This window comes from Kriegella aquimaris (assembly GCF_900103215.1).
GTDB classification, from domain to species: Bacteria; Bacteroidota; Bacteroidia; order Flavobacteriales; family Flavobacteriaceae; genus Kriegella; species Kriegella aquimaris.
In genome coordinates, this window is the sequence record NZ_FNGV01000007.1 from 235,418 (window position 1) to 256,484 (window position 21,067).

Here is a 21,067-nt window from a genome sequence, read left to right on the forward strand (position 1 = left end):
TTAATGTCAATTAATTGTACAGTGGCAATGAAATTTGAAAATGTATATCTTGAGATGGTGTTATAAAGTTTAAAGTCTCCAATAAACAACAATTGAATGGTCACTTCGATTGTTCTGCGCCTGTTTTAAGAATCGGCCGTTTTATGGGCCTTCTACTAGTTTTACTTCCTATTCTTTTAATCTGCCGTTTAACAATTCACCTGATTAAAAAAAAGTGAATTAAGAAACCAAAGATTGATTTTTTTGAACCCCAAATAACGTCAGTTTTTCGTCTTTTCCTTTTAAGAAAGCATCTACGTATACTTGACTTCGATATTGTTCATTGCTTTTGATTTCATTCCATATCGTTTCAGAAACCAACAGTTCCTGTTGGTATTTGTTGCAAAGTGATTGAATTCTTGATGAAGTATTGATCACATCTCCATGGTACGCCAGCTCTTTTTTTATTGTTCCGATTTCGGTAAATACGATAGTTCCACCGTGGACACTAGCCTTAAATTCGGGATAAAACCCATACTTGTTCTGGTAATAGTCTTTCTTACTTTTTAATTGTTCTTTGAACTTGAAAAAAACTTCCACACAATTATTAAACTGTAATCCGCCTTTATAGGTCCATACAAGTACTGCTTCGTCACCTACATATTGGTATATGGTAGCATCGTGTTCTGATACAACTTCGTTTAGCTCAACGAATGTCTCTTGAATAAACTGGCTGTATCTGTAATCACCTAATTTTTCAGCAATAGCAGTCGATGATTTTAGGTCTAAAAACATAAATATACGGGCTAGTTTTTGCGGTTTTTTGTAGACACCCAAGAGCATTTTAGCAAAAATACCTTTGCCGAAATTATCTTTTGCCATCTGTAAAAATGAAAACACAAAGAGTGCGACTAGAAAGTATACTAAAGAAGTTCTGAAGAATTTATTTTGGATCCACCACCATCGTTCACTGGAAAAAGATTCATTACCATCATCTAAAATAAGCGTTCTGGCCGCGGTGAGTAGCGCAACAAGGATAACAAAATATGCCGAGGACTTGATCAGGAGCTGTAACCAAAGCACCATCTTTTTTAGGAATGTTTTTTGAAAAACAAATTCAATTAAAGTAAAAAAGACACCTAGCAAAGCACCTGTATAGACTGCGGGCAAAAGAAGGTCTTTAAAGATAATATGTTGGGTTGGGCGCAACCCAAGGTTGTCGATACCATAGAATTTCAGAAATACATAAAACAGAAAAGCCAGTGTCCAATAAAGTACGGATTCAAGTATAAAGGGCACGTGTTTCATTGGAAACATCATCTTGAGTTTTCTTGGGATTTTTTTCATGAAAAATTTAATCGGCATCTCCTAAATTAAATTTTCATGCATATCATTCAAAGCTTCAATTATCGTACTACCATACCCTTTTGTTATTTCAAATTCTTCATTGTCTACTAAAGAAACACTGTATGATTCACTAGATCGGTAAATTTTTAAAAATTTCAATTGATTTGTATTTAATTCCATTGTTTGTACAATTTAAATTGTTGAATGTTTTCGATTATATGTAGCTGTTGTCTAATTAATGAAGATGTATCCTAAATCAAAGCTCCTAGCCTTTAAAGCTAATTGTAAGCTCTTCTACCTTACCACCTCTCAATACTTTTAGCACGAATTCTTTCATTTTGTAGAAATCCGATCTATTAGCCATTGCATTATCCACTTTTTCAAAAGCTTCTTTGGTCAATGGAAATCCGTTTACCGATAGTATAATATCCCCTCCTAAAATCAAATGCTCATCTTCAATGGTAATAGTTTCAAATCCGCCTTTGATTCCGGCGAAATATGCAGGTGAAAACCGAACTACGGATTCAACCAGCAAGCCGCCATTAATGGGGACATTTAACATCAATGCCAATTCTTTATCCAGAATAAAACCATTAATACCGTTCCATCTTCTATTGCCGTTCACAACCAATTTCTTGGCTAAATTGGAAGTAGCTGCAAAACCCAACCCCTGAAAACCTCCAGATTCTGAAATGATGTAGCTTGAAATTCCGATGACCTCTCCTTGCAAGTTAAACATTGGACCACCGGAATTTCCCTGATTTATCGATGCATCCGTTTGAAAGTACTCATTGATTACAAAGCCAGAGGTCCTGGTTTTTTGCTTTTGTCTGCCACTAATGTAGCCGGAAGAAAGTGAATGTTCCAAACCATACGGAGCTCCTAAAATAATAATCTGCTCTCCTACCGAGACCTTATCCGAATCTCCCATTTTTGCCACTTTATATACCTTGGGCATCCACGATAATTTCAATAACCCTATGTCCGCAACTGGGGCCGACCTAATCACTTTAGCGGGAATTTCTTCCCCATTTAAAAATTTGACGACGACTTTTTCAGCATCATTGACGACATGGGCGGCCGTTAAGATTTCTCCATCCTCTGAAATAAGAACACCTGAACCGATACCTTCATCGACAATCATTTGATGGCTTTCTTCAAATAATCTTGATTCGGTCAGAATAGTAACAACGGATGTATTTACTTGTTTGTAAAGGGATGCTATATCTTGGGCATTGGCGATGCCTAATGTAAAAGAGAATACCACAAGAAAGATGGGCATTTTAATTGTAATCATTGACTTCATTTTATTGTTAGTTTAAAATTTATAGGCTAGTGAAAGTCCTAAATTGAATGTGATGATTTTGGGCTTGTAATTTGAAGTGATGCGCCCATTGTCAATTGTTGTGTCAACACCGGAAATTGTTACAAAACCACCGCTGAAAGTAAAAGTGGGCATTAGACAAAAGTAGTTTCCTAAGTCACGTTTAAGCCCAATACCAAATTCGTAGCCTAAACCCAAACCGGTCTCACTAGAGCGATTTACTTCAGTATTGGTGTTTTCATTCGTAGCCGTTATTGACATCTGTGGGTTAGAAACAAGCATAGGGCCCAATCCGATACGGGGATAGAGACTGAATTTTCTGCCCAAATTTATTTTGTATTCAATTCCTGTAAGAAGGGAATAGGTTTTCCAAACATCGGAACTACTAACAAAATTTGCTGCTTTATTTATTGTTTCCAATTCTTTTACCAATGTGGTGACATCGGTATCAAATTTCTGATAACGAAAAGTTAATGTTAAATTCAGCTTTTCGCTTAAAGCACTTCCTGCATATAAATCCAACTTGTTTCCGCTTTCTGCGAAACCTGCATTGGAATTGTTGATAGCGTCATCCTTAAAATCTACTAATGGAAAACTTTTTCCATAAGAAATTCCAAAATAATAGTTGCTTTCTTGAGCAAAAACAACGGTTGTGGTTATGTGAAAAACGATTATAAAAATATATTTTTTCATTTTAAATTAGTTTTGAAAACTTGATAAAGAAAAACTCAGATCTGGAACAAGCTTTATTATCTCGCTCGGCTCCACTGTAGATCAGCGGATATGAAGCGTGCAGTTACCTTAAGGTTAAGTTTATCCCCTTCCATCTGACATTCTACATCCAATAGCCTTTCTCTCTTTTTGGAGTATATCTTGCCTACCCATTTACCTTCTTGATACTTCAAATTGAGTACTTCGATGTCTGTGTTTCGCTCTCCCTCTGCGTTTATAGGGTTTCCAAGGTATATATTACCTTCTTTATAGATTTCTACTTTTGTTTCATCTGCTGTAGTCCAAACAGCAACTATCTCATTTTGTTCATCTTGCTTATCTTGTGCAAAGAAGTTAATCGATAGGACAAAAAAGGAAATTGTGATTAAGTGATTCATATTTCTCATGATTATATTTTTTGATTACGGGGCGAAACTATTTTGATAGAGGGCCAGTGGCAAAAAAAATTTACGAAATTGCTGTATAAATGAACCAAATGGATGTTGAGGGCAACTAAGCCTTTTAATTATCAAAACGAACAATTCGTACCATGAAATCATCATTTCATTCATTTGATTATGAAAAATTAGAAGATGACGCTAATATTGTTCCTATGAGCAGCGCATTGTCTAGAACGGAGCGATTTTTTAAAGTCGGCCCCTACATCCTATGGTTTGGGATACATATCTCCATCAGTTTGGTACTTGCATATCAAAGAAGTCTCGCAGATACTATTTACTATTTGGTAACCTATATATTTTTAGGTTCCTTGATTATTTGGCTTTTTGGATATAAACTCTTTCCCGAATACTTGGCAAGGGAAGGGAACATCAATCGAAGATTGGGACTGTTGATTACCACGAATATCATTCTTTTTGTTATCGGAATCTATGCGCATACCATTATGGCGGAAATATTGGGGTTAAACCAGATCAGTGACCAATACGCCCCTAAATCGGTTCGTATCGCCTTGTGGCTTTTAATGGTTTTATTAGGAATAATTTTTGTGGCCAGTATTCGAGTAGCACATGTTTATTACCTTAATGCAGTTCAAAAAGTTGAACATAAAGTGGAAAGAGCCGAGGCCGAACTGAGATTGTTAAAAAGTCAAATAAGCCCTCATTTTCTGTTCAATACGTTGAATAACATCTACGGGCTTGCCTACTTGAGAGATGAAAGAGCTGCTGAAATGATTTCAAAACTATCCAAGCTGTTGCGTTATTTACTGTATGACTGCGATCGGCCCAAGGTACCTTTGGCCAAAGAAAAGGAACTGATAGAACACTATTTGAGTATACAGTTGCTTAAGCATGAAGATTCCCGCAATGTTGATTTCTATCATGCAGGAATTACGGATAACAATAAAATTGCGCCTATGATCCTTATCAATTTTATTGAAAACTGTTTTAAACACTCCGATTTGGAAACCAATCCCCGAGGTTGGATCAAGATTGGTTTGGAAGTGGAAAAAAACGAACTTAGTTTTAAGACAGAAAATACCTTCAAGGATGAAGTTAAGGAAGTTGAAAGGGATCAAATGGGAATAGGGCTTAGAAATTCATTAAAACTTTTAGAGGCCAATTACCCAGAGAAGCACGAAGTTGATATCACCAAGGAAAATAACGTCTATCAACTAGACCTAAAGATTACGTTATGAAAATGAAATGTCTAATTGTCGATGATGAACATATTGCCCGAAAGATTCTTTCGGATTATGTTGGCAAAGTCCCTGAGTTGGAACTGGTGGCTTCCTGCAGTTCTGCACTGCAAGCGCTCAACCATATTAAAAATGATCGTATAGATGTTTTGTTTCTCGATATACAAATGCCCGATCTTACGGGGCTTGACTTTCTGAAAATCTTACCGAACAGGCCAGCTACCATACTTACCACGGCCTATTCCGAGTTTGCAGTTCAGAGTTATGAACTCGATGTTGTAGACTATTTGTTAAAACCGATAGATTTCGACCGATTTTATAAAGCGGTCACCAAAGTCATTTCCTTAAAAGATTCGAAAGTCGATTATCCCTTAACTTCATCACCAACCTTGTCTACGGACAAACTATTTATTAAAGCTGACGGTAAAATTATCAGTGTTGCATTTCAGGACATCATTGTCATTAATGGTCAAGGTCCCTATGTACAGTTAATTACCGTTTATAATCGTAAAATTATGACGTTGCAATCCATGAGTAAATTAGAAGAACTTCTTCCGGCCAATTTCCACAGGATACATCGTTCTCACATTGTCAATATTAATCATATAGACAGCATTGATGGTTACATGGTCAGATTAAAAGACCATACTGCTATAGTGAGTAAAAACAAAAGAGACGAATTCCTTAAATTAATTGATCAGCTTAATTTATTAGGGGATTGATTGTAGGATTACTTTTAAGGATAGGTATCGCATTAAACCAAGGTTTTACGGCACCATAGTTTGATTTGGAAGATATTACATTGTATTGATTTTCTATGTAATTTTATATAGTAAATAACACGTTATCAATATGTTCTATAGTTACTTGTAAGTTAAGCGTCAACAAAGGGATTCGACTTAGATAAGTACAATCAGAATGCTGAAAATCAATTATTTGTAAAGATACGTGGCATACTGCTCCCGACCAAGTAAACATAGGCCTTTCAAGAGATTGAAATGCCTTTTTTAGGTACAACATAGAATTCCCATTCAATTATTACAAAGAAGCTGCCTTTGCAGAAAGCTTCTAATGTTTCACAGAACTTGAGTTATTATAGTTTTAGATTCAACATAATCTCATGTGTTCCATTATCAAAAGGAAGCTGCATTTATTATGGGCAAGGAGGCGGGAATGGGCACATTACGAATCTATTTTAATGACCATCCAATAATCTAAAAGGATTTCGTAAGGTGCGCCAGAAAATAGATAGCGTTTCAAATCAAGAGTAGGGTTACGTCCTATCCGGTTTTTGCTTGACGCTTATCTACCGGAACGCTTAAAAAACCGGACAGGATCAGGGCACAAAGTTTTGGGGTATAGTTCTTTGTACCTTGCATACGTTTAATTTACGGATTTTTGTACTTTGGTAAAAGCAAAAATTGATGTTTATCGGAGTTCTGCCGCAGCCACTACCGTTTTATTGCACTATTGAACTCCACAAAAATATTCAAGATTAAAGCATTCGCCGAAATCCCTCCAATCTTTATTGTTTGTAAGTAGTTTGATGACTTTTGTAAAAGGTATTAGTGTAATTGAAAAAAACAGTCGATTTTTATTAACTTGTTTCTCTATTTTTTTTGTTTTGAAGGTAAAAGAAAAACTCATAAAGCATTTAACGCAAACAATTACTCTTACAAATGAAGAAGCAGTAATTGTTGGTAATAGCTTTAAGGAGAGGCATCTCGAAAAAAAAGAGGTTCTATTATTTGCAGGAGAAATCTCCTCGCATATGCAATTCATTGCGGAAGGCTGTCTAAGAGCCTATTATATGGATGAAGAAGCCAAAGAGCACATTGTTCAATTTGGAATAGAAGGATGGTGGGTGAATGATTTATATAGCTATCTTACCAAAACTCCTGCCAAGCAATTTGTCCAAGCCTTGGAAAAAAGCACAGTATTGCAAATAAATCACGACACCTTAAATATCCTGTATAAAGAGGTTCCTGCTATTGAACGTTTCTTTAGACTGAAATTTGAAAAAGCCTATGTCGCCTTTCAAGAACGTACATTAGATGTTATGTCTAAAACCGCTGAAGAACGTTATTTGGAATTCCGCACAAAATACAGGGATATTGAACAACGGGTTCCCCAGTATATGGTTGCCTCTTATTTAGGTATAACCCCTGAATTTTTAAGTGCCCTTCGAAAAAAAATGAGATAAAACTTCTTTCTTAATCCACCTTAAGATTATTACCTTTTGTTACTAATAAGTTTGTACTGAAATCATTAAACTCAGTACAGTATGAAAAGAATAATCGCATTTACAGGAAGCAACAATCCGGTTTCTATAAACGAAAAATTGATAAAATACATTATTAAAGAATTCCCGAAAAGCGGAATTGAGTTTACAGACATTAAAAAATACACACTACCCATTTACAGTCAAGAAATAGAACAAAAAGGTATTCCAAATCAGGCCAAAGAACTTTTCCAACTATTAACCACCGCAGAAGGATTTATTCTAGCCTCTCCTGAGCACAATGGTCTTCCATCAGCTTTTTTGAAAAATACTATCGACTGGCTTTCAAGAATAGACCAACGTTTCTTGGGCGACAAACCCATTCTTCTTTTAAGCACATCACCAGGAGCGACTGGCGGCAACACACATTTGGAAATCTTAGCCAACTTGGTACAGCGATGGGGAGGTCAACTCGTAGGTCGATTTTCTTTAGGTAGCTTTCAACAGAATTTTAATGATGACATAAATAGTCTGAATAATTCTAAAGACGAAGAATCACTTAAAAAATTGGTCATAGACCTTTTAAGCAAGCAATCTGTCGATAAAAATGAGAACAAGGATGAAGTCAAGGACGGCTCTACTTCTTCTTCTGGGTATGGCAAAATAAAAACTACTTTAAACACGCCCCATGCCGAGTACTCTACAATCAATGAAAAAGAAAAAGAGCACAGGAAAGAACAGCTACATGGAACTTTGCGCCGCGAAGCTCGGACAGAAACTTTAATGAATGAAATAGTCAGTCGATATAAAAATAAAGGCTTTTTGTAAAGAATAATCGCTTGGTAAATTCAACCTTGAAAATGCCAAAAGGAGGTAATTCAGGAACACTCTTTTTTTGAATATATTACTACAGTCTATTAAATTATTGGCAATCGATATAACCAGTAATACGAAAGAACATGAACAAGGAAATTATTGAACATTTATTCGAATTTTGGAAACAGATAGGAGATAAGGGTGGTTTTCTTAAAAAAGAAAAGGGTTTCAACAGTACCAATCCACCTGAAAACTCATGGCCCAGTAAGGTTTTCAACGTTGACATTGAAAATCTTGACCTAAAAGAACTAGAACAAAAAATACATTCAAAAAAGCTACCCAATTCAGTCGCAGTGTATGAACAGGAGTCCACTGGAAAAATACTAACATCCAATGGGTACAGTTTGACTTCTACGTTAAAGGCCATGGCATTGATAACTAATGGAATTATATATAACAATATCAATGAGTCTGATTTTCTAGAGGTTTGTTCGAAGTATGACGCAGGGCTATTTGCACAAGTAGCATCCGACTCCTTTGGATATCCCGTTAAAACATCAACAATAATTCCGCTATATAATGACTCCGCCTTTAAACTCTTTCTGGGGAAACACCAGGGCTCATTTCCTAGTTGTGGCATAATTTATTTGGATAAAAAGGGTAATTCTGGTATCCACATGATTGGCACAAAGGCTGAATACAGAGGAATGGGACTTGGAAAAAAGATGACACAACTTTTAGTCAACGAAGCCTTAAAGAACCAAAGCAAGAAAGTATACTTGGTCGCTTCACAAGCTGGAGAAAGAATATATTCGAAAATGGGGTTTGAAACTTATGGGGTTTTGGAAAGTTACTCCTTGCCCATGAATTGAACACGAGATGTAAATTTAATATGAAAGGGTAATTGTTTGTTTCAATAAATGGAAAACAGCTGCCCTTTTTTTATGCAATCATCCGAATCGACCCGATAGTTTTCTTTCGGTCCACTTGATTTCTTAAGCTACCTTAATCAACCCCCAATTGCTTGACTATAAATTTGTTGTGAATCAAAAATAGCAGCAATGTCTAGAAAAATATCTTTACTCATTTTGATTTATTTGACCGTTTTAAGCGTTGCGGGTCAAGAATTGAACTTCTCACCAGATTTAGTATTAGGCAACCGTTCTGTAACCTATAAACATCTAATTAAATATTCGATCAATCCAAGACTATCTGTTGATAATTTGACACTATTTGATACCGAATATGAAGAGGATGCCAACAATATCTACTTTGTCAGGAATAATTTCTCTTATCATTTCAATAAAAAAATTAAGCTCAACGCAGCAATAGGGATTAAGAATCCTGGGGCATTCTGCACAGTGTCTTTAGGTTTTTCCTCGAGAACGGCCAATTTTTCCTTTGCCTATACTGCTGGCAGTACATATCAAAATGGGTTTTCATTTGAGCAATCTATGGTATTAAGTTATACCCCGGATATAGGTCATAACTATAAAGGCTATATAAATCTTCTTGCGACGGCAAACATAAATGCCAACGGATATATAAGAGGATTGCAACAGTTTAAAATCGGAATGCTAAAAAAACAGTTGATAACTGGGTTGGCATTAAACCTGGATTAGTTCAACAACGCTCGAAAAAAGTTACAGAACATGGGCATATTTCTAAAGTATAATTTTTAACCTTAAATATTTAATGCAATGAAAAGAAACAAGAACCTAGGAATTTTAATTCTAAGATTGGCGATACCCTTTACCATGTTGATTTATGGTATCAACAAAGTAATCGAAGGCACGGGATTTATTGGAAACCTTTTAGAACAATATGGTTTGCCAAAGTTTATAGCAAATGGCATTTTTATTGGCGAGATAGCAGCCCCTTTAATGCTGATGATGGGATTTAGAACCAGATTGGCCGGATTGATTTTCTCCTTTAATTGCCTAGTGGCTATTGTAATGGCGCAAACCCAAAATATATTTAAATTGAACCAATTTGGAGGATGGTCTTTGGATTTATTGTTTATTTATCTAATGGCAGGAATCGTATTTTACGTGAGTGGTGCTGGCAAATACGCCTTGTCAACTTCCAATCATTGGGATTGACCCTTTTTTTTATCATCTATGTTAACTATTAAAATAAAACAATGCATGTTGTAATCTATAAGTTCAATGTTATCAATGGTTTTGAAAATGACTTTGAAATTGTATGGGAAAAATTGACAGAAGCATTTATGAACTATTCAGGTGGTCTAGGCTCTCGTCTTCATAAAGATGAAGAAGGTAATTATATGGCTTACGCCCAATGGCCTAATAAGAAAACATGGGAGCAGGCAGGAAGCAAGCTTCCCGAAACCACTAATGAACTGATTCAAGCAAGGAAGAGAAGTTGTGAAAGTACAGATGTGCTTTTCCATTTGGATATTACAAATGATTTGCTGCAACCTTTACAATTGACTTCACGTGAGGAGCTCCTATATAGATTTATAGTAATCATCAGGGTCCGAGCTACTTCAACACATACCAAAAAAGAACAATTCGCTAATTACCTAGGTGTTGAACCTGAATTTTCGAACCTTTAACAATAAAAGAAGTCTTCGGATTTATTTAGACTAGCATGGATGTTTAAGACACGTATTTAAAAAAATAACTAGACCCCTTCTTTCAAAAGAGATGTGTAGGCCTAATGAATGCTTTCCATACATATACATTTTCTTATCAATCTGTTTTACCTCCGTTATTTATTTTTAAATTCGGTTAAATAGTTTGTCTATTTCGTTTTTAATCTGCTGATTGGGCGCAACTTTATAAAATTCCTCAAGTAAATCTAACGATGTTGGTTTTTTAGGGTATTGATTATTTAAAAGGAAATTTTTAAGTGCCAAATTTACTTTATGCTCTCCCAATACTTCAGATAGCTCTACCATGACAATTGCTCCTTTAGAATAAGCAATATGAGAGTTTCCGTTAGTCACTTTATAGAGTGGTTGGTTTTCATATAATCCTTTTTCACTATCATAGATTTGTTGATGAATTTGTAAACGTTCCATCATTTTTTCTTTGCCATACATCTTTTTATACAGCATCATTTCAGTGTACATAGCCAATGTTTCGGTGAGCATTGAAGCACCTTCTCTATCGTCTGGGTTTATTTGGCTATTTCCCCACCAAAGATGGGAAAGCTCGTGTCCGGCCAACTCATTGATGACATCTTGTTTTTTATCGCTTTGAAGATTCGTATGAAAAATCATATCCTCGGTCATAAAGATGGCTGAAGGATACGCGGTCGCTGCAAATCCTTTGGTCAAAGAAGAAACTTCAACAAAATTGATGCTCTTAAAAGGATATATTCCAAAATGAGCTATGCAATAATCCAATGTTAGCTTAGCATTATCAAGTAAATGGGCTACATTTTCAAAATGGTTTTTGGTGTAAAACACATTGACATCTATGTTTCTATGCTGAATCGTTTTATGCTCATATACTGCGGATGACACCGCAAATCGAAATGGAATATTTTCAGCTTTATAGTTAAAATGATTTCTATTAGTATCAGACCATTGTTTTACTAAATCGCCTGTTCCTACGGCAGTTTGTGAAGCTTCTGTAGAAACGGTCATATTTAAATTGATAAAATCGTTCTTGAAAACTTCTGGCGCTTCCAACTTCTTTACTTCTAAAGCTTTCCCTAATTGAAATTCTTTGCGCGTTTGTTCGTCTTCAATTGCGCGATCCTTCTGATAACCAATAGAAGGAAAATAATTGCTAATTCGCGTAAACGATCCATTTTCTACAATGGCATTAAAAGATTGATGGCCATTTACAGCAAACCATTTGTATGTTAAAGTGAAGTTTAAACTTGATTTTTCATTAGATTGTAATGGGTATTTCAATTTTACTTCAGTTACCTGCCCATCTATTTTCAAACGCTCATTCGTGCCTCTAAACAAAGCGGATTCAATTTGTAAATCGGGATGAAAATTGACCAATATTTTATCAATAGGTTTTTCGGTTTGATTCTCTAGAATATATTCCCCTTGAATTTGATATGCATTCTCGGAGGGATATAGTTGAACTTCAGTATTCACATCGGTAATGGTGGGTTGTGGCATCATTTCGTAGCCGCGTAAATCTTTTTCATAATTCACAGCATTTACAATTAACTTTTCGTCATCTTTAGGCACATACCCTTTCATGAATTGAATTCCGTTAACAACACCCAAAACCACTAAAACAGAGACGAAAATAGACTTTCTAATATGCCACATTTTTGTCCTTACAAAATCATTAAGTAACCATAATAAAGAGATGAAGCCGAGCCCGAATAAAAGCCGTTGAGAGAAAGCGGAACTATAAACTCCATAACCGTTAAAATCGCTGAAATTACCTTTAAAGCCTGAAAATATTTGTAATAATGGATAAGGAAGAATTGTTTTGGATAATGGAGTTGCTAACGCAAAAACCGCTACCGTTGAAACGCCTAAAGCAACGTATCGATTACTGATAGAATCGTTTATCAACAACAAAAAGGCCGTAAAAAGAATTAAAGGTGCTGTATTAAAGATAATTACCCCTAAATACGCATTCCAATCAATATGAAGGTAATTGTAGCTGAATTGAAATATCAATCCTTCGGAAATTAGCAGTACAGTAAAAAAGCACGCTAAAACGCTGACTGAAACTAAATGCCCCTTCATCTTACTTTTGGAAAAATAAGAGCTTTTTTCAATCAAATTGAAGCCAGAAGAATGACTTCTCCAATACACATCATTAATGAAATAGACCAAAATCAATAACCCGAATAAATGAAAGTTTTCAGATATCGAAGTAGCTAAAAGTCCGGAACTCGCATATTTTCCTGGTAATCGAATGCCTTTATCTATTTCGGCGTACATTTCCATTCCGATATAAAACACTAGAAGAATGGAGACGGCAACAATAGTGACACTTTTAAAGAGATAAATTAAATCTATTTTCGCAAAAGACAGCACCGATTTAAAACTTGCAAAATCTCCAAAATAAAGCTGCGGAATTTTGACTTTTTCGGGTGTTGTTATGAAATTTGTTGCGTCTAATGCTATTTTCTTATGGACTCTTTTGCCCTTCTTTCCGGAAAAAGAAAATAATCGATAACTCAGCCATAAAAAGAATCCTGATATAAGAGCGATTACAAATCTGTTAATTAATAGCAGTCCGAACAACGGAACAATAAATTCATTCTTTTGTTGTACTGAAAATGTTCTTGCTTCAAAAAAATAAGCAGACAAACCAAAGGGGTCCAATAAGGCAGAAATTTGTTGTGCTTCTATAGATTGGGGTAAACTACCGGACATAAATGGGGAGTTTGAAAACACTAAAAGCACCATATAAAGGACATAAAGTAATAGGCCGCCTACAACTACCAATAGCTTCTTACGAGTTGCATAGGCTATAAAAAATAAAAAGCTGCAAACTAAGAAACAATTGAGCAATCCGAATAAAAGTAGTGGATACAAATAGTGTAAAGCATCAAAGCCAGTTTGCATTTCACTTCCAATTCGTAAATTTTGACCTATCACAAATCCTAAAATGAGCAGTGCAAAACCTAAAAATGATTTTAGGAAGAGAAACCCGAATTTCCCATTTAAAAATGACATCTTAGAGACTGGTAGCGCAAAAAAAACACTGTCGAATTTTGCATCCCATTCTTTAAAAAGGAGTTGGTTTGAAAATAAAATAGCAAAAAATATAATCGACAGACTTAACATTCCCATCATAAAACCAATGGTGTACGGGGAATTGAGGTAAATTCCCTCTCCAGCAGTTAGATTAAACCTATTACCGGAAAAGAAACCTAGAAACATTAGAATTAAAGCCGTAAGATAAGTAACCCAATGCCCTGAACCATGCTTTAATTCGAATTGAAATATAGAGTTCATTATTCGTTATTTTGAGAAAGTGCATAAAAATAAACGTGTTCCAACAAAGGTGTTGTAGCTTCAAAATTCTTTGGCCGTTCCATTGAAAATATGGTAACATGCAATTGTCTTTCTATTAATTGCTGACTGATAACGTTGAAATTTGTCTGGTAAAATTTCAATTCTTCCTTTTTGATTGATTTTGACCAGATCTTGTTATCCAGTGTTGAAATCAATTCTTTCGGTCTACCGGATTTTAAAATCTTCCCTTTATTCATAATGGTCATTTCCGAACATAAATTCTTTACATCTTCCACTAGGTGTGTGGAGAGAATGACAATTACTTCGGTACTAATGTCATTTAACAAGGTATTGAAGCGATTACGTTCTTCCGGGTCCAGTCCTGCCGTTGGCTCATCTACAATAATGATTTTTGGCTTTCCCAGTAAGGCTTGTGCCACGCCGAAACGCTGTTTCATCCCGCCGGAAAACGTATGAACTTCCTTATCTTTAAAATCCCAAAGATTCACCTTCTGCAATAGATATTGAATTTGAGTTGAACGTTCATCATTATTTTTTATGCCCTTTAAAATGGCGATATGGTTTAAAAGGTCATTGGCACTTACTTTTGGATACACTCCAAAGTCTTGAGGTAGAAACCCCAGATTTTTTTTGATATAATTGGTATTTCCGACGATATCAACATCATTGAACATTATGCTTCCTGACGAGGGTTTTTGAAGTCCTACTATAGTTTTCATCAAAGAAGACTTTCCGGCACCGTTCGGACCTAACAATCCAAACATCCCGTTATTAATCTCCAAAGAAAAATTTTGTATGGCTTGATGTCCATTTTTATAAGTAAGACTAAGATTATTGATTTTTAATGTATTCATTATATTAAACTTCTTTTAAGACATTAATTGACCATTTTCAATGTTGTACCACAATATTTCTTTACCATTTTATGCCCGATTCAGGTTACTTAAATAGGGCAGCTCTGCAAACTTGTTGCTTCGAAACAATAACCAGAATGTTAAGGTCAATTCTCCGATTACGCCAGGAACTATTACCGCCAGTGCAAAAAGCGATTCATAATCGGGGTAGTTGAGCAAGAACAATTGGGCAAAGCTATCAGCGACATATCCTAAGGCTGCAATCATAAGCAGTACTCCGAGCCATTTGGGAACGGCACCTGATCTCCAAACCAAATACGCCAATAGTGCGAGATGAAAAGCAAAAAATAACAATCCGATCAACCATATATTATTGAAATCGTTGAGCAGGTCTATAACCTTGGTTTCCAAAAACTGATTATGTACGGTTATGGAATCAATTGATGTTACGATATGAAATACTGCTATAAGATGGTATAGTGCAAGCCCAAAAACTAGAACATTGATAAACCTAAGGGCCGCAGCCATAAACGCAAAGTGCCGGCTTACCGGCCGAAACAATTTGTATAACCCCCAAACTAACACCAAATCAAAAATCAACATAATCGCGAATCCGAAAATTGCCAGTTCAAAAGCTGATTTTTGTGTTAATAAATTCATGACTGTCAATGATGGATTGTCAAGCGCGACCAAATGCTCCAATACCACAAAGTTTGCGTAAATACCAGTAATGAAAATGATGAGGTAGGCAATCCCCGATAATTTTGATATTCGCTTTAAATCTTTCATAAACATGCTATCTAATTTTGATTAATGCACTTTACTGATAATTGATGTTCATTTGTTTGGGCTGTAAAAGGAATCAAACCTTATCATTCTGATAACCAGACACAAATCTACTTTCAACTTCTAACTTATTTCTTAAACTACATTAAGTTTTTTAAGAAACCCTTCCAATAATTTTGTGTCATGAATAAAAAGATTATGAACCAAAACATCAACATAATACTGGCTATAATAGGGGGGGTATTTCTGGCCATGCAAGGTGGATTTAATGCGCAGCTAGGGGTTCAACTGAGAAATCCATTAATGGCATCATTGGTAGCTTTCTTTTTTAGTATGGTTTTCGCATTACTGATGGTACTATTGAGTCTCAAAAGTTTACCCAAAGCATCGGTACTGTTCGGTATACCCAAATATTTATGGTTTACTGGGGCACTTTTTAGTGTAATTGGAATTTGCCTTTATTACTACACCATTCCAAAACTGGGCATATCAACTATGATATCACTCGGTTTGTTTGGTCAACTTCTATTTTCGGTAATCGCGGGACATCATGGTTGGTTTGGTATGCCTCAAGAACCTATGGAATTGAAAAGGATCCTTGGGATGGTGGCAATGTGTATTGGAATACTCCTAATCAAAGAGAATTAAGCCAAAAAGTGTATATAAAATATGAATCTTAAAATAAATATTATGAGACTAATAGAAAATCTAAAATGGCGTTACGCAACTAAGAAATTTAATCCATCTAAAAACATAAATGAGGCAGACCTTGAAACATTAAAAGAAGCTATACAACTGTCGGTTTCATCGTATGGCCTGCAATTATATAAGGTGCTGGTCATCAAAGATCATAAATTAAGAAAGGAGCTTAAAGATGCTTCTTGGAATCAGGCACAGATTACAGATTCCTCTCACTTGTTTGTTTTTTGCAATTATACCGAAAGATGCGAAAAGCATATTGATAATTATATTCAAGCTACTGCAAAAATTCAAGGTTCACCTTTGGATAAGCTGTCTGCCTATGGCGATTTTATTAAAGGGAGTTTATCACAAAAAACTGATTCGGAATGGATAAGTTGGTCGGAAAAACAGACCTATCTGGCATTGTCGAACCTTTTGATGGCCTGTGCGGAATTAAAAATAGATGCATGTCCAATGGAAGGATTTGAATCCGACAAGTACAATGAAATTTTAGGGTTAAAAAGGAAAGGTCTGAATGCAGCTGTGATTGCTCCGGTCGGATTTCGATCGGAAGAAGATCATACTCAATTCAGGAAGAAAGTCAGAAAGCCTATGGATATTCTTTTTGAATTAGTTTAAAATTTAATGAATTTATGAAGGCTTCAAATTATGCATATAGATCTTTTGCCAAAATTCTCTCAATCCATAAAAGCAACTAAAAAGCGAAAAAAATTGGATTTCTATAACCGTATTTGGGAATAGAAAACTATTTGAAATATGGGATTTGGAGCCCAAGTCCCTGTGAAAGTTAGTAAACCAGAACTATATTAAAGTTAAGAGCCATGAAATCTCCTAAAATGAAATTGCAAAGAATATTTAAGGTTATTATTTCTCTATGCTTTATCATTAGCGTCTTCAGTTTAATGAAAAGACCTCAAGGGAGAAACACATCGCTTCGATTGGAACTTTTCAATTCCAACGTCGAACAATCCGTGAATTTTTATACACAAATTCTCAATTTTTCCTATGAAGGCGATGCTATCAATCCTTTATATCAGCAAGTGACAATGTAAGCTCCCAACTTCAATTTGAATACTATTTTCTTGTAAAAAGTTGATTTCCAATTTTTTAACATAGTTCCGGTGCCCCTTTTACGAATTCCATAATGGGGCACCGAATAGCGCACCGCGACATATGGTTATATTTGGTATCAAATGATTTCGGAAAAAACAAAAAAAGTCTGTAAATCAACGATTTACAGACTTTTTGAATAATTTTGAAGGTCTAAAAGTGACCTGGCTGGGGCTCGAACCCAGGACCCTCTCCTTAAAAGGGAGATGCTCTACCAACTGAGCTACCAGGTCAAAATAAATTTCCTATTGCGGTTAGCGGGTGCAAATATAAGATCATTAATTAATTTACCAAGAACATTTGGGTAGAAATTTAAAATTTCTTTGAAATGAGACGAAAATACGCCATTTTCGCATCAAATTAGAACAATGAAAATAGTGCTTATAGGCTACATGGGAAGCGGTAAAACCACAATTGGTAAAAAAATGGCCGATAAACTAAAATTTGATTTTTTAGATTTAGACGACTACATCATTGAATCGGAAGGAATGGCCATCCGTGATATTTTTAAAGAAAAGGGAGAACTCTATTTTAGAAAAAAGGAACACGAGTACCTAGATGAGGTTTTGACGACAGAGCAAAACCTAGTGCTTTCTACGGGCGGTGGAACACCCTGTTATGGCAAAAACATGGAAACCATTCTTAAAAACACTCCAAATGCCTTCTATCTTCGTGTTTCAATTAAAGAATTGGCGCAACGGCTTTCCAAAGAAAAAGAATACCGCCCCTTGATTAAAAATATACCGGACGATGATCTGCCTGAGTTTGTGGGGAAACATTTATTCGAACGAAGCTTTTTTTATTCCAAAGCCGCACATACGATCATGTGCGATAACAAAGAACCTGAAGACATCATTAAGGAAATTGAGGTGCTTATAACAAGCGCTTAGAAGTTCTTATAACTAAAAACGGTCTTTTGGGTGTGCGCTTCCGAAAATTAGTTACCTGCCGTTAAATCCGTTGAAATTAAGCCGAAATTATTCCTGCCGGGAAAATCAACGGTTTGACTAAATAATTTTCTGGGGGGAGGCATTTAATCCAAATACACCATATCGTTTTTCGCCTGAAAATTTACATGCACATGTTCCTGTAGCGATGTGGATAAAGAAATTCCTTTATAATCGGCTTTAACGGGATATTTTTTGTGATTTCTGTTGACCAATACCGCAGTTTTCAATTGCTTTAGTGGGGTTTTTAAAAAATGATGGGCGCCATAGATCAGGGTAGTGCCCGAGTTCAAAACGTCATCGACCAGAACCACTGACTTATTGATATATGCCGACTCGGGTATCGATGTAGCTACTCCGCTTTCTAGGGGATTGCTCTTATCCATACTCACTTTACAAAGTGTAATTGTGGCATCTGTTATTTTCTTTAAAACGGCTTGTATTTTTTTTGCAAACTTGAGGCCTCCACCATCGATACCGGCAATAATTATCTCCTTTTCCTCCACATTGGCCTCATAGATTTGGTAGGCGATGCGACGTATTTTATGCTGTATTTCTTGGTGTGATAAAATTGTGTTTTGCATTCAGCTGAAATTTATGAATCAAAGATAAAGAAACCTCTTTTAAAAAAATCAAGGGTTCTCTTTTTCTGGCGCGTTTGGAGATGACTTTTTTTCGTCAACGTCTTTTGATGAAGGGGAGTCTAGGTAATCGTCTATTTCCCTACGGTCTTTTTTGGTGGGTCTTCCTGCTCCTTTTTTTCGATAGTAGTCCTTTGAGTACTGTAAAAGTTCATTGTGTTCAAAGGCCGAAGCCGGCGTCGTGTCTTTTCTGTAGATGTCGACCAATTTAGCGCCCACCCGGTTTTTGGGAATGTCGAGAACGGTCACTTGGTAATCTATTTGGTTCTTACGAACGATCAACTTATCCATGGGGTAGACCTCCCGTGAGGGTTTTACGGCATTTCCATTTACTTTGACATGGCTCTTTTTGCACGCTTCAGAAGCTTGGTTGCGTGTTTTAAAATACCGAATACACCATAGGTATTTGTCTATTCTCATATTCAGTGACAATTCTTTGTTAACGACTTCTACAAAAATAGGGAAAATTGTATCTTGCGCCCTTTAAAAGCAAATAATGACCGAATATAGAATTCTTGTAGTATTTTTTTTGATGATTACCGTTTTGTCTTGTAAAAAGGATGATGATTCAGTTGAAATTGAACCTCCACGTGCCCTGAGCGAGGTGTCGGTAGAAAATGAGGCTGAAATACAAGAGTACTTGAAGACACATTTCTACAACTACGATGAGTTTACCAATCCTCCGGAAAATTTTGATTATAAAATCAAGATCGAAGAAATTCCTGAAGGAGATACAGAGAAATTACCTTTGTCTAATTTTGTAGAAAGAGAAGAGGTATTGATTTCTTCCGAGAATTTAGGTTTGGAAGATGGGGAAATAAATATTCCCCATTATCTGTACTATCTGCCGGCGCGGGCTGGTGTGGGGCCAAGCCCAACGGTTGTCGATTCCATTTACTTGAGATATGAAGGCACGCGTACCACTGGCGACATTTTTGATAGCCGTTTGGGAGAACCATTGTGGTTTGATTTGCAAGGTACTTTGAGCGAAGCCAATCCCGGAAGTTTTGTAAGAGGGTTTAAGTTAGGGGTAACAAAATTCAATTCGGGAGGCGAGATCATTGAAAATGAAGACGGCACCTTTGAAGTAGCTAATTTCGGTTCAGGGCTAATCATTATGCCATCTGCTCTGGGGTATTATAACAGTACTAATGTTGGGGCGAGCTATGCGCCACTTATTTTTAATATTCAAATGTTGGTCGCCATAGAGGCGGATCATGATGGCGATGGTATCCCAACAAAAGACGAACTCGAAATCGATAGTGAAGGTAATGTTACGCTTATCGATACCGATGAAGACGGTATTCCCGATTATTTGGATATCGACTGATCAACAAATTAGCGTTGAATAAAAAATAAAAAGGCAGCTTGAAAATTTTCAAGCTGCCTTTTTTGTGAATAACTACTGTTTATATTTTTAAGGAAAGGCTCAATATCAACTGATCAGGTCGAGTGTCGACCCTACTTGGTGGAATAGTTGTGATATTGGTATTTATGAACTCTGCTTCATTGTCGCTAAAGCCTCTTTCATACCGAAGGTCAATACCGAACTTGCCAAGGTTTACTCCCGCACCTATATTTAGGCCGACGGTAAAGTCATTTTCAACGGAATCAATACTTATGCCGTCAAACTCGGTATTAAGTATATATTGGAAAGCAGGACCGGCAAAAACGTGCAGAGGACCGATTATTTTGACTCCTACAAGTATGGGAGCATCCAACTTACTCATGGTAAATTCGTCACCGTCATAATCTGATTTGGTTTTCGTATAGACCAATTCAGGTCTCAAGTAAACCCGGTTTCCTAATTTTCCGAAGATACCAAGATGGTAACCGACGTTTCTATCCGGGTTCTTAGCGGCGTCACCGGTCGATTCAAAATAATCGCCGTTTGCATTGTAATTTAGACCGCCTTTAATACCGAAACCAGAACCGGTTTGCGCAAATGCGGCCGTACCAACCAAAGCGAATACGGCCACTAGTAGTGTTTTCTTTACTTTTTTCATAATGTTCTCGTTTTTAATACTGCAATGGCAT

At 36.1% G+C, this 21,067-nt stretch carries 23 protein-coding genes and 1 tRNA gene; 12 read left to right on the plus strand and 12 right to left on the minus strand.

What is annotated here, in order from left to right; all coding sequences use genetic code 11:
- Positions 1–219: 219 nt before the first annotated feature.
- From BLS33_RS15040 to BLS33_RS15055, 5 genes are all read right to left on the minus strand, one after another.
- Positions 220–1,326, minus strand: a complete 1,107-nt coding sequence (locus BLS33_RS15040) for an adenylate/guanylate cyclase domain-containing protein (RefSeq protein ID WP_176801403.1) — start codon at positions 1,324–1,326, stop codon at positions 220–222.
- Between the two features lie 21 nt (positions 1,327–1,347).
- Positions 1,348–1,506: a hypothetical protein gene (locus BLS33_RS24880; RefSeq protein WP_176801404.1), complete on the minus strand. Its 159-nt coding sequence runs from the start codon at positions 1,504–1,506 to the stop codon at positions 1,348–1,350.
- Between the two features lie 85 nt (positions 1,507–1,591).
- Positions 1,592–2,623 (minus strand): S1C family serine protease, encoded by a 1,032-nt coding sequence (locus tag BLS33_RS15045; RefSeq protein WP_176801405.1) that lies wholly within the window; start codon positions 2,621–2,623, stop codon positions 1,592–1,594.
- Positions 2,624–2,644: 21 nt separating this feature from the next.
- A complete protein-coding gene (locus tag BLS33_RS15050; RefSeq protein ID WP_089891032.1) occupies positions 2,645–3,343 on the minus strand; it encodes an outer membrane beta-barrel protein in 699 nt (232 codons plus the stop codon).
- A gap of 56 nt (positions 3,344–3,399) precedes the next feature.
- Entirely contained in the window at positions 3,400–3,759 is a 360-nt protein-coding gene (locus tag BLS33_RS15055; RefSeq protein ID WP_143017627.1) for a hypothetical protein, read from the minus strand.
- A gap of 152 nt (positions 3,760–3,911) precedes the next feature.
- Here BLS33_RS15055 and BLS33_RS15060 point away from each other — a divergent pair, with 152 nt between their 5' ends.
- The 8 genes from BLS33_RS15060 (at position 3,912) to BLS33_RS15095 (ending at position 10,633) form a co-directional block, all read left to right on the plus strand.
- The gene (locus BLS33_RS15060; protein WP_089891039.1) at positions 3,912–5,018 is read left to right on the plus strand and encodes a sensor histidine kinase; all 1,107 of its coding nucleotides are present in this window, start codon (positions 3,912–3,914) and stop codon (positions 5,016–5,018) included.
- Complete coding sequence (locus BLS33_RS15065; RefSeq protein WP_089891042.1) at positions 5,015–5,740, plus strand: LytR/AlgR family response regulator transcription factor; 726 nt, start codon at positions 5,015–5,017, stop codon at positions 5,738–5,740. The genes BLS33_RS15060 and BLS33_RS15065 overlap by 4 nt, the downstream gene beginning before the upstream one ends.
- An 824-nt stretch (positions 5,741–6,564) precedes the next feature.
- Positions 6,565–7,221, plus strand: a complete 657-nt coding sequence (locus tag BLS33_RS15070; RefSeq protein WP_089891045.1) for a Crp/Fnr family transcriptional regulator — start codon at positions 6,565–6,567, stop codon at positions 7,219–7,221.
- A gap of 81 nt (positions 7,222–7,302) precedes the next feature.
- Positions 7,303–8,067, plus strand: a complete 765-nt coding sequence (locus BLS33_RS15075; protein WP_089891049.1) for an NADPH-dependent FMN reductase — start codon at positions 7,303–7,305, stop codon at positions 8,065–8,067.
- A 131-nt stretch (positions 8,068–8,198) separates the two neighbouring features.
- Complete coding sequence (locus BLS33_RS15080; RefSeq protein ID WP_089891051.1) at positions 8,199–8,927, plus strand: GNAT family N-acetyltransferase; 729 nt, start codon at positions 8,199–8,201, stop codon at positions 8,925–8,927.
- A 189-nt stretch (positions 8,928–9,116) separates the two neighbouring features.
- A complete protein-coding gene (locus BLS33_RS15085) occupies positions 9,117–9,677 on the plus strand; it encodes a hypothetical protein (RefSeq protein WP_089891056.1) in 561 nt (186 codons plus the stop codon).
- 78 nt (positions 9,678–9,755) lie between these two features.
- Positions 9,756–10,157: a DoxX family protein gene (locus BLS33_RS15090; protein WP_089891059.1), complete on the plus strand. Its 402-nt coding sequence runs from the start codon at positions 9,756–9,758 to the stop codon at positions 10,155–10,157.
- Positions 10,158–10,198: 41 nt separating this feature from the next.
- Entirely contained in the window at positions 10,199–10,633 is a 435-nt protein-coding gene (locus BLS33_RS15095) for an antibiotic biosynthesis monooxygenase family protein (RefSeq protein ID WP_089891062.1), read from the plus strand.
- 165 nt (positions 10,634–10,798) lie between these two features.
- Here BLS33_RS15095 and BLS33_RS15100 read toward each other — a convergent pair whose 3' ends face one another.
- From BLS33_RS15100 to BLS33_RS15110, 3 genes are all read right to left on the minus strand, one after another.
- Entirely contained in the window at positions 10,799–13,969 is a 3,171-nt protein-coding gene (locus tag BLS33_RS15100) for a M1 family aminopeptidase (RefSeq protein WP_089891065.1), read from the minus strand.
- Positions 13,969–14,844 carry an ABC transporter ATP-binding protein gene (locus BLS33_RS15105; RefSeq protein WP_089891069.1) on the minus strand — a complete coding sequence of 292 codons (876 nt, stop codon included), beginning with the start codon at positions 14,842–14,844 and terminating at the stop codon, positions 13,969–13,971. Before BLS33_RS15105 ends, BLS33_RS15100 begins: the two co-directional genes overlap by 1 nt.
- A gap of 69 nt (positions 14,845–14,913) precedes the next feature.
- Positions 14,914–15,633: a DUF4386 domain-containing protein gene (locus tag BLS33_RS15110; protein ID WP_176801406.1), complete on the minus strand. Its 720-nt coding sequence runs from the start codon at positions 15,631–15,633 to the stop codon at positions 14,914–14,916.
- Positions 15,634–15,813: 180 nt separating this feature from the next.
- On the opposite strand from BLS33_RS15110, the gene BLS33_RS15115 reads away from it, so the two are divergent.
- Positions 15,814–16,278: a DMT family transporter gene (locus BLS33_RS15115; protein WP_245731484.1), complete on the plus strand. Its 465-nt coding sequence runs from the start codon at positions 15,814–15,816 to the stop codon at positions 16,276–16,278.
- 42 nt (positions 16,279–16,320) lie between these two features.
- Positions 16,321–16,950: an NAD(P)H-dependent oxidoreductase gene (locus BLS33_RS15120; RefSeq protein WP_089891205.1), complete on the plus strand. Its 630-nt coding sequence runs from the start codon at positions 16,321–16,323 to the stop codon at positions 16,948–16,950.
- A gap of 652 nt (positions 16,951–17,602) precedes the next feature.
- On the opposite strand, the gene BLS33_RS15125 is transcribed toward BLS33_RS15120, so the two are convergent.
- A tRNA-Lys gene (locus BLS33_RS15125) sits at positions 17,603–17,675 on the minus strand.
- A 135-nt stretch (positions 17,676–17,810) separates the two neighbouring features.
- On the opposite strand from BLS33_RS15125, the gene BLS33_RS15130 reads away from it, so the two are divergent.
- Positions 17,811–18,332 (plus strand): shikimate kinase, encoded by a 522-nt coding sequence (locus BLS33_RS15130; protein WP_089891076.1) that lies wholly within the window; start codon positions 17,811–17,813, stop codon positions 18,330–18,332.
- Positions 18,333–18,475: 143 nt separating this feature from the next.
- On the opposite strand, the gene BLS33_RS15135 is transcribed toward BLS33_RS15130, so the two are convergent.
- Positions 18,476–18,973: a phosphoribosyltransferase family protein gene (locus BLS33_RS15135; protein ID WP_089891078.1), complete on the minus strand. Its 498-nt coding sequence runs from the start codon at positions 18,971–18,973 to the stop codon at positions 18,476–18,478.
- A gap of 48 nt (positions 18,974–19,021) precedes the next feature.
- Positions 19,022–19,450: an RNA-binding S4 domain-containing protein gene (locus tag BLS33_RS15140; protein WP_089891082.1), complete on the minus strand. Its 429-nt coding sequence runs from the start codon at positions 19,448–19,450 to the stop codon at positions 19,022–19,024.
- A gap of 76 nt (positions 19,451–19,526) precedes the next feature.
- Between BLS33_RS15140 and BLS33_RS15145 the strand changes: the two genes are divergently transcribed.
- Complete coding sequence (locus BLS33_RS15145; RefSeq protein WP_089891086.1) at positions 19,527–20,360, plus strand: FKBP-type peptidyl-prolyl cis-trans isomerase; 834 nt, start codon at positions 19,527–19,529, stop codon at positions 20,358–20,360.
- Positions 20,361–20,439: 79 nt separating this feature from the next.
- Here the strand turns inward: BLS33_RS15145 and BLS33_RS15150 are convergent, their stop codons facing one another.
- Positions 20,440–21,036 carry a porin family protein gene (locus BLS33_RS15150; protein WP_089891088.1) on the minus strand — a complete coding sequence of 199 codons (597 nt, stop codon included), beginning with the start codon at positions 21,034–21,036 and terminating at the stop codon, positions 20,440–20,442.
- Positions 21,037–21,067 lie beyond the last annotated feature (31 nt).

What these genes read in the sequence shown, in the direction of transcription:
- BLS33_RS15110 (WP_176801406.1), bottom strand. Translation starts at nt 15,633, where the DNA reads ATGAAAGATTTAAAGCGAATATCAAAATTATCGGGGATTGCCTACCTC.
- BLS33_RS15055 (WP_143017627.1), bottom strand. Translation starts at nt 3,759, where the DNA reads ATGAATCACTTAATCACAATTTCCTTTTTTGTCCTATCGATTAACTTC.
- BLS33_RS24880 (WP_176801404.1), bottom strand. Translation starts at nt 1,506, where the DNA reads ATGGAATTAAATACAAATCAATTGAAATTTTTAAAAATTTACCGATCT.
- BLS33_RS15105 (WP_089891069.1), bottom strand. Translation starts at nt 14,844, where the DNA reads ATGAATACATTAAAAATCAATAATCTTAGTCTTACTTATAAAAATGGA.
- BLS33_RS15150 (WP_089891088.1), bottom strand. Translation starts at nt 21,036, where the DNA reads ATGAAAAAAGTAAAGAAAACACTACTAGTGGCCGTATTCGCTTTGGTT.
- BLS33_RS15100 (WP_089891065.1), bottom strand. Translation starts at nt 13,969, where the DNA reads ATGAACTCTATATTTCAATTCGAATTAAAGCATGGTTCAGGGCATTGG.
- BLS33_RS15130 (WP_089891076.1), top strand. Translation starts at nt 17,811, where the DNA reads ATGAAAATAGTGCTTATAGGCTACATGGGAAGCGGTAAAACCACAATT.
- BLS33_RS15045 (WP_176801405.1), bottom strand. Translation starts at nt 2,623, where the DNA reads ATGATTACAATTAAAATGCCCATCTTTCTTGTGGTATTCTCTTTTACA.
- BLS33_RS15135 (WP_089891078.1), bottom strand. Translation starts at nt 18,973, where the DNA reads ATGCAAAACACAATTTTATCACACCAAGAAATACAGCATAAAATACGT.
- BLS33_RS15115 (WP_245731484.1), top strand. Translation starts at nt 15,814, where the DNA reads ATGAATAAAAAGATTATGAACCAAAACATCAACATAATACTGGCTATA.
- BLS33_RS15040 (WP_176801403.1), bottom strand. Translation starts at nt 1,326, where the DNA reads ATGAAAAAAATCCCAAGAAAACTCAAGATGATGTTTCCAATGAAACAC.
- BLS33_RS15050 (WP_089891032.1), bottom strand. Translation starts at nt 3,343, where the DNA reads ATGAAAAAATATATTTTTATAATCGTTTTTCACATAACCACAACCGTT.
- BLS33_RS15080 (WP_089891051.1), top strand. Translation starts at nt 8,199, where the DNA reads ATGAACAAGGAAATTATTGAACATTTATTCGAATTTTGGAAACAGATA.
- BLS33_RS15085 (WP_089891056.1), top strand. Translation starts at nt 9,117, where the DNA reads ATGTCTAGAAAAATATCTTTACTCATTTTGATTTATTTGACCGTTTTA.
- BLS33_RS15120 (WP_089891205.1), top strand. Translation starts at nt 16,321, where the DNA reads ATGAGACTAATAGAAAATCTAAAATGGCGTTACGCAACTAAGAAATTT.
- BLS33_RS15065 (WP_089891042.1), top strand. Translation starts at nt 5,015, where the DNA reads ATGAAAATGAAATGTCTAATTGTCGATGATGAACATATTGCCCGAAAG.
- BLS33_RS15095 (WP_089891062.1), top strand. Translation starts at nt 10,199, where the DNA reads ATGCATGTTGTAATCTATAAGTTCAATGTTATCAATGGTTTTGAAAAT.
- BLS33_RS15145 (WP_089891086.1), top strand. Translation starts at nt 19,527, where the DNA reads ATGACCGAATATAGAATTCTTGTAGTATTTTTTTTGATGATTACCGTT.
- BLS33_RS15070 (WP_089891045.1), top strand. Translation starts at nt 6,565, where the DNA reads ATGACTTTTGTAAAAGGTATTAGTGTAATTGAAAAAAACAGTCGATTT.
- BLS33_RS15140 (WP_089891082.1), bottom strand. Translation starts at nt 19,450, where the DNA reads ATGAGAATAGACAAATACCTATGGTGTATTCGGTATTTTAAAACACGC.
- BLS33_RS15060 (WP_089891039.1), top strand. Translation starts at nt 3,912, where the DNA reads ATGAAATCATCATTTCATTCATTTGATTATGAAAAATTAGAAGATGAC.
- BLS33_RS15075 (WP_089891049.1), top strand. Translation starts at nt 7,303, where the DNA reads ATGAAAAGAATAATCGCATTTACAGGAAGCAACAATCCGGTTTCTATA.
- BLS33_RS15090 (WP_089891059.1), top strand. Translation starts at nt 9,756, where the DNA reads ATGAAAAGAAACAAGAACCTAGGAATTTTAATTCTAAGATTGGCGATA.